Below are 18887 nucleotides of genomic sequence, written 5' to 3'. Positions count from 1 at the left end.
ATAAGATTCTAAATTTGATTCGGCTTAGTTATGTCTTCTACATAATCATTATACCGCAAAGTAGTTATAATTAACCTAAAATGGCGCATAAATGCAATCTTGTTTAATGAGTCATAAATCAACCATTAGGCATGATTAACGCCAATAATGCACCAAAAACGAATCATTATACACAATCATTCTTATGTCCAAGCTTAACATTTAAACGTCTTATCAGCATAAAAAAAGGATAGGGAGCTTGCACCAAATATTTCTAAACTATAATTAAAAGTCATGGTTTTACGGGGGTAGATATTTAACTGTATATAAACACAGTAATAATTAGCATTCCGTAAAACCGAGACTTTAGCGTTATTATTAACAATTAAATCAATAGCATAAGGTTTTTACGTGACGCTACGTGAAATCTGAATCAGTAAGTAACATCCTAGTTAGTAAAATTAACGTAGGATCGATTCAAAATAGCATCTTAAATTCCAATTAGTATATTTAGAATTAGATTGGTTCAGTCATATTGATCTAATAGGAATTCGCATTGAAATGATGCCAGGTAAACAAAATCATATTTAATGGTCAGCTAGATTAAAGCAGAAATTATTACCAGGCTAAGAACTGTAAATCCAAATTTAGCTAATCGATTCCTAAATCAAAAACAGACAAGTGATCACAGAATCTATTTATTGATAATACAAATTCATAATGAGCGCTGTGCAAATCATGTTGGTAATCACAAGAAAAGCTAACTTAGATTTTACGTAGCGTGCGTTATTGTTATCACAAGATATTGATGACGGTGATGAACGAAACTTGAAGGTAAGGAATTTCAATGTTTTTCACCTTTAAGATCGGGAGGTGTTTATGGCTTATTCTGAACTACAATTGCAGCCACATATTCCTAATACAGGTGTGTGAACATAAAAAAGTCGTAATATTACCTAAAAACGACCTGTTTCCCATAATTTGGATACACCGATCCCGTGTAAACTACATAAGCGATATTCTTTTTGCACCCATTAACATTGATGTACTTAATTCTGAGAGCGATGTGCCCGCACGATATTCAGCAAAAATGAGTCTGCTTTGGCACAAAATACATTCGAACGGGTCTATTTTTACGTATGCCTTTAGCATTGATGCAAAACCAGGTAGTACAGGTTTGCTTCTTTCTTCCATATCCAATGCTTCATACACTTTAGGTAGCATCACTCCCCTGCGACGATTAGAGAGGAAGCCAAAATAACGTATCATTTTAAATCCTTTATCGGGGATGTGCTCGACCAGTCGAGTGATTAACGCGACCTGCGGTAGCGTTAACCTTTCCGTTTTACCTGTTCGATGGTCAAGATACTTAAACGTTAATAGACCACCTTTGCTGTAATGACGCAGGCGAGAACCTGAGATGGGTGGACGCTTTAAATAGCGACCAAGGTAAGCGACTGTCTGAATGATATTATCCGTCTTCTGGGCGAAATGTAGCTTCCAGAGTCGTTGAAACTGACTATCGAGAAAGTGAGACCAATCTCGCTCTTCTCTGATATGGGAATAACGTGCAGCAGAAAGGTCTAAGTCACCATACTGCTCACGCAGTAAGGTGATGATTGCGTATCGCCAGCAAGCCTCTGTCTCTTTGGTTTTGAAATAGATTTGCTTCCATTCACCGGTTTTAATGCAAATACCACCTCTGGTCACGGACAGATGAATATGTGTATTCCAGTTAAGTTGACGACCGTAGGTGTGAAGGGCACAGAAGATACCTATCTCTATCCCCTTTTTCTTTGCCCACGAAATTAATGTTTGAGCAGCGCAGTTGAATAGTTCTCCTAGCAACGCACGATTATAACGGAATATTTCCCAAAGGGTATCAGGCATAGTGAAGGTGATATGTTGCCATTCACAATCTGGTAATACATGTTGTTGGGTTTGCACCCAACGCTCTGTTGCCTTTGTGCCACAGCTATTACAGGCTCTCGATTTACAGGTTTGATGAATGTATTTGGTGTGAGAGCAATTGTCGTTTGAACAGGTATACTTTCGAGAGCCGAATGCCGCTGTACCGCAAGCGAGCATTTTAGTGACATTCTCAATCACTGCATCACGAACAACCCTATATTCTGATTAAGATAAGTTAACCAGGCATTGTTTTTGTTGAAGAGGTTTTTAAGTGGCTTATTTGGGTGCATAAACAGGAAGATACCTGTTTATGCCTATTATGAATAGTTAAATTTGCAGAATGTTAGTTGCCGCCGTAGGCGGCCTATGTTCTTACCAATTATTTTTTTATACCTCTGCATCGCAGTTTCTGACACATTTCGCCGGCCATAATGCCGACGTTTCTGCCAGCGCATTATCCCTAAAGCAAAGCTTTCAATTAAATTACTCATTCGTTTTGAATGATGGAACTCATCCGCAAACGTATTATCTTTCGGCGGAATGATAATTTGTGCATCTGGAAAGTACTTTTCCAATGTTTGATAAACAGCATTGGTGTCATACATTTTATCTGCGGAAATATGCTCGACAGCTACTGTGATTTGAGCACAAATAGCATCAACAATCTGGTCATCCATCTCATCTTTATGCGTTAAGACTGCACTTTCAATTATGTGGTTACCATTAACCCCAAAATGTGCTTTACGCCAACTTCGTTTGGCGTTCACCTTATGCTTTTCCTGATGCCACTCATCTCTACCAAATCGCTTTAAGCCTGTAGAATCAATGGCGATAGCGACGATGTCATCGTCCATATTTTCATTTCGCTTAAATTTAGGCGTATCAAAACCTAGCTGGCAAAGCCGCTTCGAAAGTAATGTATAGTCTGGGCATTGAAGGTTATCGGTGCTGAACATCTCAAGTCTATTTTCGATAAACCCCTGCGTTTGACGTAAAGGTAATTTGAATACCATTCGTAAGTAATGGCAAGCTTCTATCGTGCTATTCGGATACTTAGCAGTTGAACCAGTACCATCATAAATACGCACATCATCTTGCCAAGATTCAAGAATATCATCTGATATCCAAACATCATCCGACCTCTGTTTTTGAGGGATTTGTTATAATCTGAATAATTACTTTGTCGGTAAGTATGCTTCTTAAAGTGATGCTGTTTAGTCAGATTATATTTGTAAGGCATTTGTTAAATTATACTGGTGTGAAAGGTCGATTAAAATAATAACCGACCCTGCCAGTATTGCCTAATTGATGATTCTCTGAGCGCTGCAACAAAGCCCATAGGTGCTGTACTACAACCGGCGCAAAACTTAATGATTATTGTGCCAGAGAACAGTGTACCGCTCGCAGAAGTCCAGATTCTCAATAAAGATGTCGGTTTTATTTACTGATGGAGATCACTCAGTATAAATTAAACCTAGCTCTACAGACGGAGAAAAAAGTGATCTCCATGAATGTTATTGAGCGATCTTCTTCATGTGAATACGCAACAGGCGACAATACGGTTATTTAATATAAAAAAGAGAAGTTTTATGAATACAGTTGTTAAAGATTTAATGGAATTAACTTACCTACAAAAAGAAATATTATTAGAGCATGTGATGGATCCCGATAACCCTAAAACGAATATAGGTGCTTTTTATCGTTTTACGGGGATAAATATGAGAAAGATCATTGAAAGTCATCGTAAAACCATCTTAGACCATCAAGTTTTCAGAGTGCGTTTTACTCCTTGCGACGATTTGTCACTCGGTGTTAAACAATATCTATCCAACACCGTATTTTCAGGTTGTGAAATATATGACTTAAGAAACGATGAGGATGCTGAAGTTAAATCGAAAGGTATTATAGACACGTTACTTCAAACTTCTTTCACATTGTATGACTCGCCTTTGTATCGGTTCGCATTAATCCGATTACCAGATGATAAGACTATTTATATGTCTGTGACTCATCATGCTATTGCTGATGATTATGGCGTCCTGAACTTTTTGAATGAATTGTATAATGATTATGTTGGTATAGATGCCTCAATAGGCCACAATTCAGATTGGTATATTTGTGTAGCATCTTCGACTGATTATTTTAAATCAGCGTTTTTTGAGAACGATAAAGGGTATTGGAGGTCATTATTAGAGGGAAAATATACACCATTATTAAAGTCTAAATATCCGCTTGGAGAAATTAAGAAACGCAGCGGGAAAGTATCTTTCTTTTTAGAACGGAAACTATTAGAAAAGTGGGCATCAAGTTTGGATGCTCAAGGTATTTTATTACCGAATGCATTTCTTGCATTGTGGCGATTGTATTTACATCAAGTTCATAACTGTGATTCAGGTGATGGCATAGTTAATATTGGAATACCTGTACATGGGCGTAGAGGCGCAGAAAAAGATATGGTAAACCTGATGGCCAATATATTGGTGCATCCGGTCAATTGTAGTAATGAATATAGCTTCATTGAATTGTGCCATCAAATACAAAGTCAAATCAAGACGGCTAATAAGCATAGAAAATATCCGTTAGGTCAGCTACGTCGGGATTTGGATCTTGAATCTACAGAGCTACTTTATGAGTTCGGTTTTAATTATCTGCAACAGGTTGAAAATTCAGATAAATATAAAAAAGTAGATAAAATAAGTCTTCAGTTTATGTCAAATTATCATAATTCAACCCCTTTAGCTCTTACGGTAGTTGATTTCGCTTGTAATGATAAAGCGGAATGTCAGTTTGACTATAACCTAACGTATTTTGATAGTGATGATATTGCCTTATTATGGCCTCGTTTTGAAAAGTTGTTAAAACAAGTTATCAATGACCCTCATAAAAAAATACAAGATATTCAAGTTATAACAGAAGAAGAAAGGCATACTCTATTGCACACGTGGAATCAAACAGATGCGCCATACCCGCAAGATAAAACCATTCACCAGTTATTTGAAGCGCAAGTGGAGCGAACACCTGACAATATTGCATTGGTATTTGAAGGGGAAGCACTGACTTATCGTGAATTAAACAATAAGGCGAACCAGTTAGCGCGAGTAATCGTAGCGGAATATGCAGGGGTGACAGGGGGTGCGCAAGCAACACAAGTGCACTCATTACCCGCAGATACACTCGTTGCACTTTATTTCGACCGCAGTCTAGAAATGGTGATGAGTATATTGGCAGTATTAAAAGCCGGTGGTGCTTATGTGCCCGTGTCCCCCGAGTATCCCGCAGAGCGTATTCGGTTTATTCTGGACGATACGAAGACGAGCCTGTTGTTAACGCAACAGCATCATATGTCATCGCTTGATGCGCTGCTCACTGAGGCGGATGAAATATCCTCTGTATTCAGGTTAGCGGTTGATGATGAAAAGCACGCCGAAGGTGTATCAATAAATAACTTAATTGCTGAGAATAATCCAACATCACTGGCGTATGTTATTTATACCTCGGGGACAACGGGTAAGCCGAAAGGCGTGATGATTGAGAATGGTGTATTTGCTCACTTCATTGATTGTCTTAGTTGTGAATTGTTTAATGAGCCTATGTCGGTATTAAGTTTAACTGGGTATACCTTTGATATTTTTGGTTTGGAGTATGCTGCACCGCTAATTACAGGTGGAGTTGTTGTTCTATCCATGATGGATAGGGTGGATGAGGATTTAATTCGATATGGAAATAGGATTAATTGCATTCAACAAACCCCTTCAATGTGGCTTACATTATTAGAGAAAGACATTATAAGTTCAGGATTGGAACATGTTCACGTACTTTCTGGAGGAGAAAGTGGCAGTAGACATTTATACGATAGTTTATTGCCTTATTTTGCCAGTGTTAAACAAGTCTATGGCCCGACAGAGACATGTATTTGGAGTACGATAAGCACCTATTGGGTAGGAGGAAATAGAAGTATCGGTATGCCATTGAGTAACGAATTGTGCTATGTTCTAGGCGATAATAGGGAGTTACTCCCAATAGGTTCACCTGGTGAACTTTACATTGGTGGAGCAGGTTTAGCACGTGGTTACCTAAACCGCCCTGATTTAACAGCGGCGAGTTTTATCGACAATCCATTTGCAACGGAAGCGGATGTTGAGAAAGGGTATACCCGCTTATATAAAACCGGCGACTTGGTGCGCTGGTTACCGGATGGAAACCTTGAATACCTAGGGCGTAATGATAATCAGGTTAAAATCCGGGGTTACCGTATTGAGCTGGGTGAAATAGAGACTGTATTAGCCGCACAAGATACTGTTAAGCAAGCCGTGGTGATTGACCGTGAGCGTAATGGCAGCAAATATCTGGCCGCTTATTTGGTTGCTGATTTACATTCCGAAGACCCTTGTGAAAATAGTATCGAAGCAGATAATGTTGAGATAGTTCGTGAGCTAGATATAGACACTATTCGTCATGCCCTTTTGGCCGAGTTGCCAGAGTACATGGTTCCTGCGAGTTTCACGGTTATCGAGCAGGTACCTTTAACTATTAACGGTAAGCTTGACCGTCGTGCATTGCCTGAGCCAGAGTTTACTGAAAGTGACACATATGTGGCACCGCGTACTGCATTAGAAGCCCAGTTGTGTCAGGTCTGGCAAGATGTGCTGGCTATCGAGCAGGTGGGCATTCAGGATAACTTCTTCCGTATTGGAGGGGATTCGATTACCGCGATACGGTTAACCGCCGTTACCCGTAAGGAAATGCACCTTGATATACCGTTGAGCTTGTTGTTTGAACACAAAACAATCGCAAGTCTTGCTCAGTGCTTAGCAAGTTTAGACAGTGCTGAAATGGTGATTATTCCTAAGTGTGAGTTAGATGAACCTGCCCTGTCTTTTGCGCAAGCGCGTTTATTGTTCATCGAGACTTTCGAACAAGGTTCAAGTGTGTACCACATTCCCGCGTTACTGCAATTGGATAATACTGTCGACATTGATGTATTAGCACAGGCTATTCGCTGTGTCGTCGAACGTCATCCGGTATTGAATTCAAGTTATCGTAGTCACAATGATGGTCAGTATTATCAGCAGTTACTGGGCCACCCACCAGTAATACATAAGCACACTGTGGCCGATAAAAATACGCTTGTCGCTTTAGTGCACGATATTACAACCCAGCCTTTTGATTTGGCGAATGAAGCGCCGATGCGAGTGCATCATTATTCGCTACCATCAGAAAGCTACTTATTAATACTCTGGCATCACATTGCTTTTGATGGCTGGTCTACAGAAATATTTGAACAGGAGTTATCACATTGTTATTCGGCATTGCTGAATAGTAAGCCGATAACCTTACCGGAACTCAGTATTGATTATGGTGATTATGCCGTATGGCAACGGGGTTACTTGCAAGGTGAAGTGCTAGAGCGGTTGCTGGATTATTGGGGAACACAACTATCTGGATTTGAAACGCTTAATTTACCTACAGACAAGGTACGTCCAGCGCAAATTGATTATACAGGTAGAGACCTTGACTTCACACTTGATGAAGGACTGTCTCAACAATTACGGTCACTGGCGAAACAACAAGGCACAACACTCTACACCGTTATGTTAAGTGCTTTCTATGTCACCTTATCTACGTTATCTGGGCAAGATGATATCGTGTTGGGGTCACCATCGGATAATCGCCATCATGCACAAACGCAAGCGCTTATTGGTTTCTTTGTAAACGTATTGGCTTTGCGCAGTCAGGTGAATAAGCAGCAAACAATAGAGGCGTATCTATCGCAGGTTCATGAAGTGGTTACCGGGGCTAAAGTACACCAAGAGCTGCCGTTTGAACGTATTGTGGATTACCTAAAACTCGAACGTGATACCTCACGTCATCCACTATTCCAAGTGATGTTCAGTGTTCAAAATTTTGCAGGGCAAGATTTTGTTGAGCAAAATGCGGAAGGAAATGAACTGCAATTAAAACCTGTTGTGTTGGGTGCGTCAGATGCGCAAGTATATGCTCCGGCCAAATACGACATTAGCTTCGTTGTCAATGATGGGCAGGGTAGATTATCGATTAACCTTAACTATGCAATCAGTTTGTTTGACGCTGAAAGTATGCAGCGTTTAGTAGGCATGTATCAGCGTGTGATTAAGGCGATGGTGGTTAATCCACAGCAGCAGATAGCAGATATAGATATGTTATCAGCGGAAGAAAGGCATACTCTATTACACACGTGGAATCAAACGGATTCACCATACCCGCAAGATAAAACCATTCACCAGTTATTCGAAGCGCAAGTGGAGCGAACACCTGACAATATTGCATTGGTATTTGAAGGGGAAGCACTGACTTATCGTGAATTAAACAATAAGGCGAACCAGTTAGCGCGAGTAATCGTAGCGGAGTATGCAGGGGTGACAGGGGGTGCGCAAGCAACACAAGTGCACTCATTACCCGCAGATACGCTCGTTGCTCTTTATCTCGATCGCAGTCTAGAAATGGTGATTAGCATACTGGCAGTCTTAAAAGCCGGTGGGGCCTATGTGCCTATTTCTCCAGAATATCCCGCAGAGCGCATTCAGTTTACTCTGGAAGATACGAAGACGAGCCTGTTGTTAACGCAACAGCATCATATGCCATCACTTGATGCGCTGCTCACTGAGGCGGATGAAATATCCTCTGTATTCAGGTTAGCGGTTGATGATGAAAAGCACGCCGAAGGTGTATCAACAAATAACTTAATTGCTGAGAATAATCCAACATCACTGGCGTATGTGATTTATACCTCGGGGACAACGGGTAAGCCGAAAGGGGTGATGATTGAGCATAAGGGATTAGTTAATTTATCTACATACATGTTGAGGTCTCACCAACTTGATATTAACGTCAATGCGATGTTGTTTTCTAATTATGTTTTTGATGCATTAGTTTATGAGCTTTTTCCTGGAGTCATTAGTGGATGTGTATTATATATGATATCCGAGAAAGAAAAGTCAGGCGTAGATAGTATTCTTGATTTTATTGAGAGAAAAAAAATAACTAAAGCTTTTATTCCTACAGCTTTGATAAATAGTTTTAGTGATAGTTTTGTTACCTCGTCACTTTCTATATTACACACAGGGGGAGATAGACTAAATAATTTATCTGTAAAACCATCAAAACTATTTTTTAATGAATACGGCCCGACAGAAAGTACGGTCTGTGTAACACAAAATAGAACAGCCTCTGATGCGAGTGTTGGGATCGGTAAAGCAATCGATAATATTAATTTATATGTTATTGGAAACGGTGGGCAATTGCAGCCAATAGGCTCACTTGGTGAACTTTACATTGGTGGAGCAGGTTTAGCACGTGGTTACCTAAACCGCCCTGATTTAACAGCGGCAAGTTTTATCGACAATCCATTTGCAACGGAAGCGGATGTTGAGAAAGGGTATACCCGCTTATATAAAACCGGCGACTTGGTGCGCTGGTTACCGGATGGAAACCTTGAATACCTAGGGCGTAATGATAATCAGGTTAAAATCCGGGGTTACCGTATTGAGCTGGGTGAAATAGAGACTGTATTAGCCGCACAAGATACTGTTAAGCAAGCCGTGGTGATTGACCGTGAGCGTAATGGCAGCAAATATCTGGCCGCTTATTTGGTTGCTGATTTACATTCCGAAGACCCTTGTGAAAATAGTATCGAAGCAGATAATGTTGAGATAGTTCGTGAGCTAGATATAGACACTATTCGTCATGCCCTTTTGGCCGAGTTGCCAGAGTACATGGTTCCTGCGAGTTTCACGGTTATCGAGCAGGTACCTTTAACTATTAACGGTAAGCTTGACCGTCGTGCATTGCCTGAGCCAGAGTTTACTGAAAGTGACACATATGTGGCACCGCGTACTGCATTAGAAGCCCAGTTGTGTCAGGTCTGGCAAGATGTGCTGGCTATCGAGCAGGTGGGCATTCAGGATGACTTCTTCCGTATTGGAGGGGATTCGATTACCGCGATACGGTTAACAGCCGTTACCCGTAAGGAGATGCACCTTGATACACCGTTGAGCTTGTTGTTTGAACACAAAACAATCGCAAGTCTTGCTCAGTGCTTAGCAAGTTTAGACAGTGCTGAAATGGTGATTATTCCTAAGTGTGATTTAGATGAACCTGCCCTGTCTTTTGCGCAAGAGCGTTTATTGTTCATCGAGACTTTCGAACAGGGTTCAAGTGCGTACCACATTCCCGCGTTACTGCAATTGGATAATACTGTCGACATTGATGTGTTAGCACAGGCTATTCGCTGTGTCGTCGAACGTCATCCGATATTGAATTCAAGCTATCGTAGTCACAATGATGGTCAGTATTATCAGCAGTTACTGGGTCAGCCACCCGTAATACATAAGCACACTGTGGCCGATAAAAATACGCTTGTCGCTTTAGTGCACGATATGACAGCCCAGCCTTTTGATTTGGCCAATGAAGCGCCGATGCGAGTACATCATTATTCGCTACTATCAGAAAGCTATTTATTGATACTTTGGCATCATATTGCTTTTGATGGCTGGTCTACCGAAATCTTTGAGCGAGAGTTATCACATTGTTATGCGGCATTACTGGATAGCAAGCCGATAACCTTACCGGAACTCAGTATTACCTATGGTGATTATGCGGTATGGCAACGGGGTTACTTGCAAGGTGAAGTGCGAGAGCGGTTGCTGGATTATTGGGGAACGCAATTATCTGGATTTGAAACGCTTAACTTACCTACAGACAAGGTACGTCCAGCGCAAATTGATTATACAGGTAGAGACCTTGACTTCACACTTGATGAAGGACTGTCTCAACAATTACGGTCACTGGCGAAACAACAAGGCACAACACTCTACACCGTTATGTTAAGTGCTTTCTATGTCACCTTATCTACGTTATCTGGGCAAGATGATATCGTGTTGGGGTCACCATCGGATAATCGCCATCATGCACAAACGCAAGCGCTTATTGGTTTCTTTGTAAACGTATTGGCTTTGCGCAGTCAGGTGAATAAGCAGCAAACAATAGAGGCGTATCTATCGCAGGTTCATGAAGTGGTTACCGGGGCTAAAGTACACCAAGAGCTGCCGTTTGAACGTATTGTGGATTACCTAAAACTCGAACGTGATACCTCACGTCATCCACTATTCCAAGTGATGTTCAGTGTTCAAAATTTTGCAGGGCAAGATTTTGTTGAGCAAAATGCGGAAGGAAATGAACTGCAATTAAAACCTGTTGTGTTGGGTGCGTCAGATGCGCAAGTATATGCTCCGGCCAAATACGACATTAGCTTCGTTGTCAATGATGGGCAGGGTAGATTATCGATTAACCTTAACTATGCAATCAGCTTGTTTGACGCTGAAAGTATGCAGCGTTTAGTAGGCATGTATCAGCGTGTGATTAAGGCGATGGTGGTTAATCCACAGCAGCAGATAGCAGATATAGATATGTTATCAGCGGAAGAAAGGCATACTCTATTGCACACGTGGAATCAAACAGATGCGCCATACCCGCAAGATAAAACCATTCACCAGTTATTCGAAGCGCAAGTGGAGCGAACACCTGACAATATTGCATTGGTATTTGAAGGGGAAGCGCTGACTTATCGTGAATTAAACAATAAGGCAAACCAGTTAGCGCGAGTAATCGTAGCGCAGCATGCAAGGATGACAGGGCAGGCACAAGCAACACAAGCGCACTCATTACCCGCAGATACCTTGGTTGCACTTTATCTCGACCGCAGTCTAGAAATGGTGATGAGTATATTGGCGGTATTAAAAGCCGGTGGGGCCTATGTGCCCGTGTCTCCTGAATATCCCGCAGAGCGTATTCAGTTTATTCTGGAAGATACGAAGACGAGCCTGTTGTTAACGCAACAGCATCATATGTCATCGCTTGATGTGTTGTTCACTGAGGCGGATGAAATATCCTCTGTATTCAGATTAGCGGTTGATGATGAAAAGCACGCCGAAGGTGTATCAACAAATAACTTAATTGCTGAGAATAATCCAACATCACTGGCGTATGTTATTTATACCTCGGGGACAACGGGTAAACCGAAAGGGGTGATGATTGAGCATCATAGTGTTTGCCATTTAGTCGCTGCGCAAGCTGAGAGATTTAATGTAAATAACATGAAGAACGCTTTATTGTTTTCAGCTTATGTATTTGATGCTAGCGTGTTTGAACTGTTTGTTAGTTTATCTACAGGGCATACACTTTACCTCTGTAATGAGGTCGTTCGTAAAGACTATCTACAACTGTCATTTTTTATCGAAGACAATGCTATAGAGCTAGCAACCTTGCCACCTGTAATGCTGTCTATGATGTCGCCTGAACGCTTGATGTCGATAAAAAGTCTGATTGTAGCGGGTGAGTCACCCCAGCGAGAAATGATGGAGACATTTGGTCGTCAAACTAATATATTTAATGCTTATGGACCAACAGAATCAACGGTATGTGCGTCAGTACACTGTTACGATAAGGGGTTGGTGAACAATATTGGTGTTGCGATTAATAATGTTCAATTATTTGTATTGGATCGTTATTGTAATCTTTTACCGATAGGCACTTCTGGTGAGCTTTACATTGGTGGAGCAGGTTTAGCACGTGGTTACCTAAACCGCCCTGATTTAACAGCGGCGAGTTTTATCGACAATCCATTTGCAACGGAAGCGGATGTTGAGAAAGGGTATACCCGCTTATATAAAACCGGCGACTTGGTGCGCTGGTTACCGGATGGAAACCTTGAATACCTAGGGCGTAATGATAATCAGGTTAAAATCCGGGGTTACCGTATTGAGCTGGGTGAAATAGAGACGGTATTAGCCGCACAAGATAACGTTAAGCAAGCCGTGGTAATTGACCGTGAGCGTAATGGCCGCAAATATCTGGCCGCTTATCTGGTTGCTGATTTACATCCCGAAGACCCTTGTGAAAATAGTATCGAAGCCGATCATGTTGAGGTAGTTCGTGAGTTAGATATAGACACTATTCGTCATGCCCTTTTGTCCGCATTGCCAGAGTACATGGTTCCTGCGAGTTTCACGGTTATCGAGCAAGTTCCTTTAACCATTAACGGTAAGCTTGACCGTCGTGCATTGCCTGAGCCTAATTTTACTGAAAGTGACACATATGTTGCGCCACGTACAGCATTGGAAATCCAACTGTGTCAGGTCTGGCAAGATGTGCTGGGTATCGAGCAGGTGGGCATTCAGGATAACTTCTTCCGTATTGGAGGGGATTCGATAATCAGTATTCAACTGGTTTCTCGGTTACGCCGCGCATCCTTTGACGTGCAGGTTAAGGATGTTTTTGATGCACCTAGTGTTTCTCAATTGGCATCATTGCTGTTATCTTCACGAGACGTGGTAGAGATTGATGCTGAGCAAGGTGTATTAACGGGTGAACTTAGATTACTGCCTATTCAGTCTTGGTTCTTTGACCAGCAATATGCGGTGCCAAACCATTGGAATCAATCTTTCACTGTGCGTATCCCTCACGATATAAGCCGTGCTGATATTAAGCGTGTATTAGAGGTGATGACCGAGCACCATGACATATTGCGTGCTGGGTTTAAGTTCAATAATGAAAACGGTATTAACCTCGCTAATACAAGTAAGGTCAGTCAGCATTATCTCTCACCTCAAGACGCAGTAATGGCGCCATTGCATCATTGTGATGTCAGTCGATACAGTGGTAATGAAGATGCTGAATTAATCGCACAAATGACCCAATGGCAAGCGAATTTCAATATTGAAAACGGCCCCTTATGGCGTGCGGTACATTTAACGGGTTGTGAAGACGGTCAGGCAAGGGTCTGGTTTGCATTCCATCACTTGATTATCGATGCGGTATCTTGGCGTATTCTGGCGGATGATATGATGAGCCTGCTGAAGCAGTCATTAGCTGTCAGGTTGAAGGGGGATGTTGACGCCTCTACGTCAATACCGTCGTTATTATCATTGGGTAAGAAAACCAGCAGTTATCGACAATGGACTGATGCGGTGAATGCCTATCCAGCGGGAAACCCGGATGAGCAAGCGTACTGGCATAGTGTATTATCAGACCTTGGTGAGCCCCCTGTGTTGTCGGAAGTACAGCATCAGGTTGTGTCCTTGTCTGAATTGGACACGAAGCGTCTGTTGCATAAAGCGAATCTGGGTTATAGCAGTGAAATTAATGATGTTTTACTCAGTGCATTAACATTGGCATTGCAGCATACTTTTGAGCACACGACGCATCATATTGCCTTGGAAGGGCATGGGCGTGAACAATTGAATGCCTCCATTGATGTGTCTCGTACCGTAGGCTGGTTTACAACCCAGTATCCAGTGAGACTGGAAGGGCAGAAAACTTTAAGGGACACACTCATCTCGACGAAAGAGATGCTCAGGGCGATTCCTAATAAGGGGATTGGTTTTGGTCCTTGTGCCAGTATGGGTGATAATGGCCAGCGGTTGGCTATGCCTGCAATTTCGTTTAACTATCTGGGGCAATTTGATAATGCAACGGGAGATAGTCATGCAGATGGCATGTGGCAGCTTACCGGTGAGCCAGCGGGACTTGATGTTTCAGCGGGTAATCAGAGTGATTTAGCGTTAAACATAAACGGGTTTGTGCAGGATGGACAGTTGATGATGATGGTTAGCTCGCAACTTTCGGATGAGCAAACACGGGTCTTTAACTGGGAATTTGAACGAGCATTACAAGATGTGATTGCCCATTGTTGTGAAGTGGCGGACGCTGGCGGTATTACCACTGCTTGTGATTACCCGTATGCGGGTATCACTCAGGCTCAGCTTGAACCGTTGCAATCAAATTATGACATTGAAGACTTATACCCGGCTAACAGTTTACAGCAAGGGTTCATTTATCATCATTTACATCAGCCTAATGATGATGCTTATCGGGTTCAGTTATTATTAGATGTACATGCTGAACTGGATATCGTCAGTTATCAGCAGGCTTGGGCATTGGCGTCGTTACGTTATCCTATTTTACGCACCGCGTTTAACTGGGATAATAATATGCTACAGGTGATAACGAAAGGGGCGAGTATCAGTGCGGACAACTTCACCGTTATCGACCTGAGTCACCTCGATACGGTCGCACGTGATGCGGAAATTGAACGTATTCAAGTGCAAGATAGAAAAGTTGGCTTTGATTTAACAAAGCCGGGATTATTGCGTTTCGTCATCATGAAACATCACAATAGTCACTACAGTATATTGATGAGTGAGCATCACAGTATCAGTGATGGTTGGAGCGGCCCAGTTTTACAGCAAACGGTATTGACTTACTACAAGGCATTGATGGCGGGTCAGACGCCAGCGGTAGAGCAGGACAACGCTTATCCGGCAGCACAGGCCTACCTTGTTAAAAATAAAAAGAATGCACAGGCATATTGGGATAAGAAAGCGGCGGAGTTTGCAGAGAGCAATGATATTAATACGTTATTGAGTAATCCGATTGATTTATCGGTAACGCAGGTAATAATAACACCCGCAGAGCAAGCCTTAGTGATAAAAGGTGATGATTATCACGCCTTGAAACAGTGTTGCCGTCAGTTAGGTATCACCATTAATGTGATGGCACAGTTTGCCTGGCATAAGTTGCTCCACACATACACGCATGATGAACAAACGATTGTCGGGACCACGGTTTCGGGACGGGACATACCGATCGACGGTATTGAGTCGAGTGTGGGGTTATACATTAATACCTTACCACTCGCCATTGATTGGCGCGAGGATGCAACGGTTCGTGATATGTTAACGCATATACAAGAGGAAATATCATCGATAAACAGTCACAGTGGTGTTGCATTAGCGAGCTTACAAAAGCAGGGTGAGCGACTGTTCCACAGTTTGTTTGTATTTGAAAACTACCCAACCCCCGAAGGTGATTCGGACGAAGATACACTGAACATTTGTTTATGCAAGGCCGTGGAGAAGGTTGATTATCCCCTCTCTGTAATGGCGTATGAACATGACGGCAGTCTTGTTATTAAATTAAGTTACGATGAATCGTGGTTAAGTGCTGAGCAGGCCAATCGTTTGCTCGGTCAGATGTCGAATGTTGTGAATAAATCGGTTATCACGCCCGATATGCCACATAATGCCATATCGCTGATTAGTGATAATGAGCGTCATACGCTATTACACACGTGGAATCAAACGGATGCACCATACCCGCAAGATAAAACCATTCACCAGTTATTTGAAGCGCAAGTGGAGCGAACGCCTGACAATATTGCATTGGTATTTGAAGGGGAAGCACTGACTTATCGTGAATTAAACAATAAGGCGAACCAGTTAGCGCGAGTAATCGTAGCGGAATATGCAGGGGTGACAGGGGGTGCGCAAGCAACACAAGTGCACTCATTACCCGCAGATACACTCGTTGCACTTTATTTCGACCGCAGTCTAGAAATGGTGATGAGTATATTGGCGGTATTAAAAGCCGGTGGGGCCTATGTGCCCGTGTCTCCTGAATATCCCGCAGAGCGTATTCAGTTTATTCTGGAAGATACGAAGACGAGCCTGTTGTTAACGCAACAGCATCATATGTCATCGCTTGATGTGTTGTTCACTGAGGCGGATGAAATATCCTCTGTATTCAGATTAGCGGTTGATGATGAAAAGCACGCCGAAGGTGTATCAACAAATAACTTAATTGCTGAGAATAATCCAACATCACTGGCGTATGTTATTTATACCTCGGGGACAACGGGTAAACCGAAAGGGGTGATGATTGAGCATCATAGTGTTTGCCATTTAGTCGCTGCGCAAGCTGAGAGATTTAATGTAAATAACATGAAGAACGCTTTATTGTTTTCAGCTTATGTATTTGATGCTAGCGTGTTTGAACTGTTTGTTAGTTTATCTACAGGGCATACACTTTACCTCTGTAATGAGGTCGTTCGTAAAGACTATCTACAACTGTCATTTTTTATCGAAGACAATGCTATAGAGCTAGCAACCTTGCCACCTGTAATGCTGTCTATGATGTCGCCTGAACGCTTGATGTCGATAAAAAGTCTGATTGTAGCGGGTGAGTCACCCCAGCGAGAAATGATGGAGACATTTGGTCGTCAAACTAATATATTTAATGCTTATGGACCAACAGAATCAACGGTATGTGCGTCAGTACACTGTTACGATAAGGGGTTGGTGAACAATATTGGTGTTGCGATTAATAATGTTCAATTATTTGTATTGGATCGTTATTGTAATCTTTTACCGATAGGCACTTCTGGTGAGCTTTACATTGGTGGAGCAGGTTTAGCACGTGGTTACCTAAACCGCCCTGATTTAACAGCGGCGAGTTTTATCGACAATCCATTTGCAACGGAAGCGGATGTTGAGAAAGGGTATACCCGCTTATATAAAACCGGCGACTTGGTGCGCTGGTTACCGAATGGAAACCTTGAATACCTAGGGCGTAATGATAATCAGGTTAAAATCCGGGGTTACCGTATTGAGCTGGGTGAAGTAGAGACGGTATTAGCCGCACAAGATAACGTTAAGCAAGCCGTGGTGATTGACCGTGAGCGTCATGGCAGCAAATATCTGGCCGCTTATTTGGTTGCAGATTTACATTCCGAAGACCCTTGTGAAAATAGTATCGAAGCAGATTATGTTGAGATAGTTCGTGAGCTAGATATAGACACTATTCGTCATGCCCTTTTGTCCGCATTGCCAGAGTACATGGTTCCTGCGAGTTTCACGGTTATCGAGCAGGTACCTTTAACCATTAACGGTAAGCTTGACCGTCGTGCATTGCCTGAGCCTAATTTTACTGAAAGTGACACATATGTGGCACCGCGTACAGCATTGGAAATCCAACTGTGTCAGGTCTGGCAAGATGTGCTGGCTATCGAGCAGGTGGGCATTCAGGATGACTTCTTCCGTATTGGCGGAAATTCGATTCTTGCAATTCAATTGGTATCAGTGATCCGCCGACAATTAGATATTGAAATACCATTAGCGATAATATTTAGTCATACATGTATTTTCTCTTTATCTGATTGGTTGGGTATTAATTGCTTTCAAAACGAATTACTCAGTTTACTCACTCCAACTTCAACAGCAACGCAAGCGTTGTTTATGATCCATGCTACAGGATGTGGAAGTGAAGTATATGCATCATTAGCTGAGGCATTGTCTACCGAATATAATTGTATTGGTATTAATAACTACAACTTTTTAAATAGTGAGAAAGTTGATTCATTACATAAGTTAGCGTCTATATATCTAGAATTAATTTTAAATGTAACGTCAATTGAACAACCTATTAGACTTTTAGGATGGTCATCAGGAGGGCTGTTGTCTATGGAGATTGCTTATCAATTAGAGCAACTTGGTGCTAGGGATATCAAGATATACTTGCTGGACTCTGTGATTGCAACCAAACGAATTATTGAATTATCAGCACAACAGGGTTCATCAGTGATGTTAGAAACTTTTGAAAAACAGTTGCGTAAAGAAGGGGTTAGCCATTCTTATATTGATAATGTATTGGCTGCATTGCCATTTGAATTAAAAATAGGTAATTGTACTCCTAGTGGTAAATTATTATATTCTAACGTTGTTCTATTTAAAGCTGGCAAGCGTATTAACGATTTTGGTAGTGCTACTCAGGAGTTTAATCAATTGATAGTTGAAATGCATGATAATAACATCACGAAATGGGTAAGTAACACGATTGAAAACATTGTAATAGAGGAATGTGATCATCAGGATATTTTAACAGCCAAAGATATTTTATGCAGAGGAATTAAAGATAACAAGCCTAAGGATCAACAGAGAAAACCTATTACGAGTAAAGTTGATTAAGAGCTTATGACAAGGTCGTTAAACTTAGCATTAAAAATTGGATTTACTTATTGCCACCCCAATTTTGGACTGTATGTTATTTTTTGTAAGATATAGTTGAGTGAATATTGTATGACAAACCAGTCTCAACAAACGTTCGTTTTATGAGACTGGTTTATAAAT

At 41.7% G+C, this 18887-nt stretch carries 2 protein-coding genes and 1 pseudogene; 1 reads left to right on the top strand and 2 read right to left on the bottom strand.

The features are described 5' to 3' along the window. Positions 1 to 984: 984 nt before the first annotated feature. A pseudogene (locus HWV03_RS11155) lies at positions 985 to 2180 on the bottom strand (IS91 family transposase). A gap of 27 nt (positions 2181 to 2207) precedes the next feature. Further along, complete coding sequence (locus HWV03_RS11150) at positions 2208 to 2978, bottom strand: IS5 family transposase (protein WP_255547165.1); 771 nt, start codon at positions 2976 to 2978, stop codon at positions 2208 to 2210. Positions 2979 to 3479: 501 nt separating this feature from the next. On the opposite strand from HWV03_RS11150, the gene HWV03_RS11145 reads away from it, so the two are divergent. Further along, positions 3480 to 18725 (top strand): non-ribosomal peptide synthetase, encoded by a 15246-nt coding sequence (locus HWV03_RS11145; protein WP_211679867.1) that lies wholly within the window; start codon positions 3480 to 3482, stop codon positions 18723 to 18725. Positions 18726 to 18887: the final 162 nt, after the last annotated feature.

Origin of the sequence: Moritella sp. 36, assembly GCF_018219415.1 — a bacterium.
Classification (GTDB): Bacteria; Pseudomonadota; Gammaproteobacteria; order Enterobacterales; family Moritellaceae; genus Moritella.
The sequence above is the reverse complement of the archived record's forward strand: the minus strand, read 5'-3'. Positions and strand labels throughout refer to the sequence as shown.

Excerpts from the sequence above, each read along its gene's own strand:
- HWV03_RS11145 (WP_211679867.1), top strand. The coding sequence starts at position 3,480 with ATGAATACAGTTGTTAAAGATTTAATGGAATTAACTTACCTACAAAAA.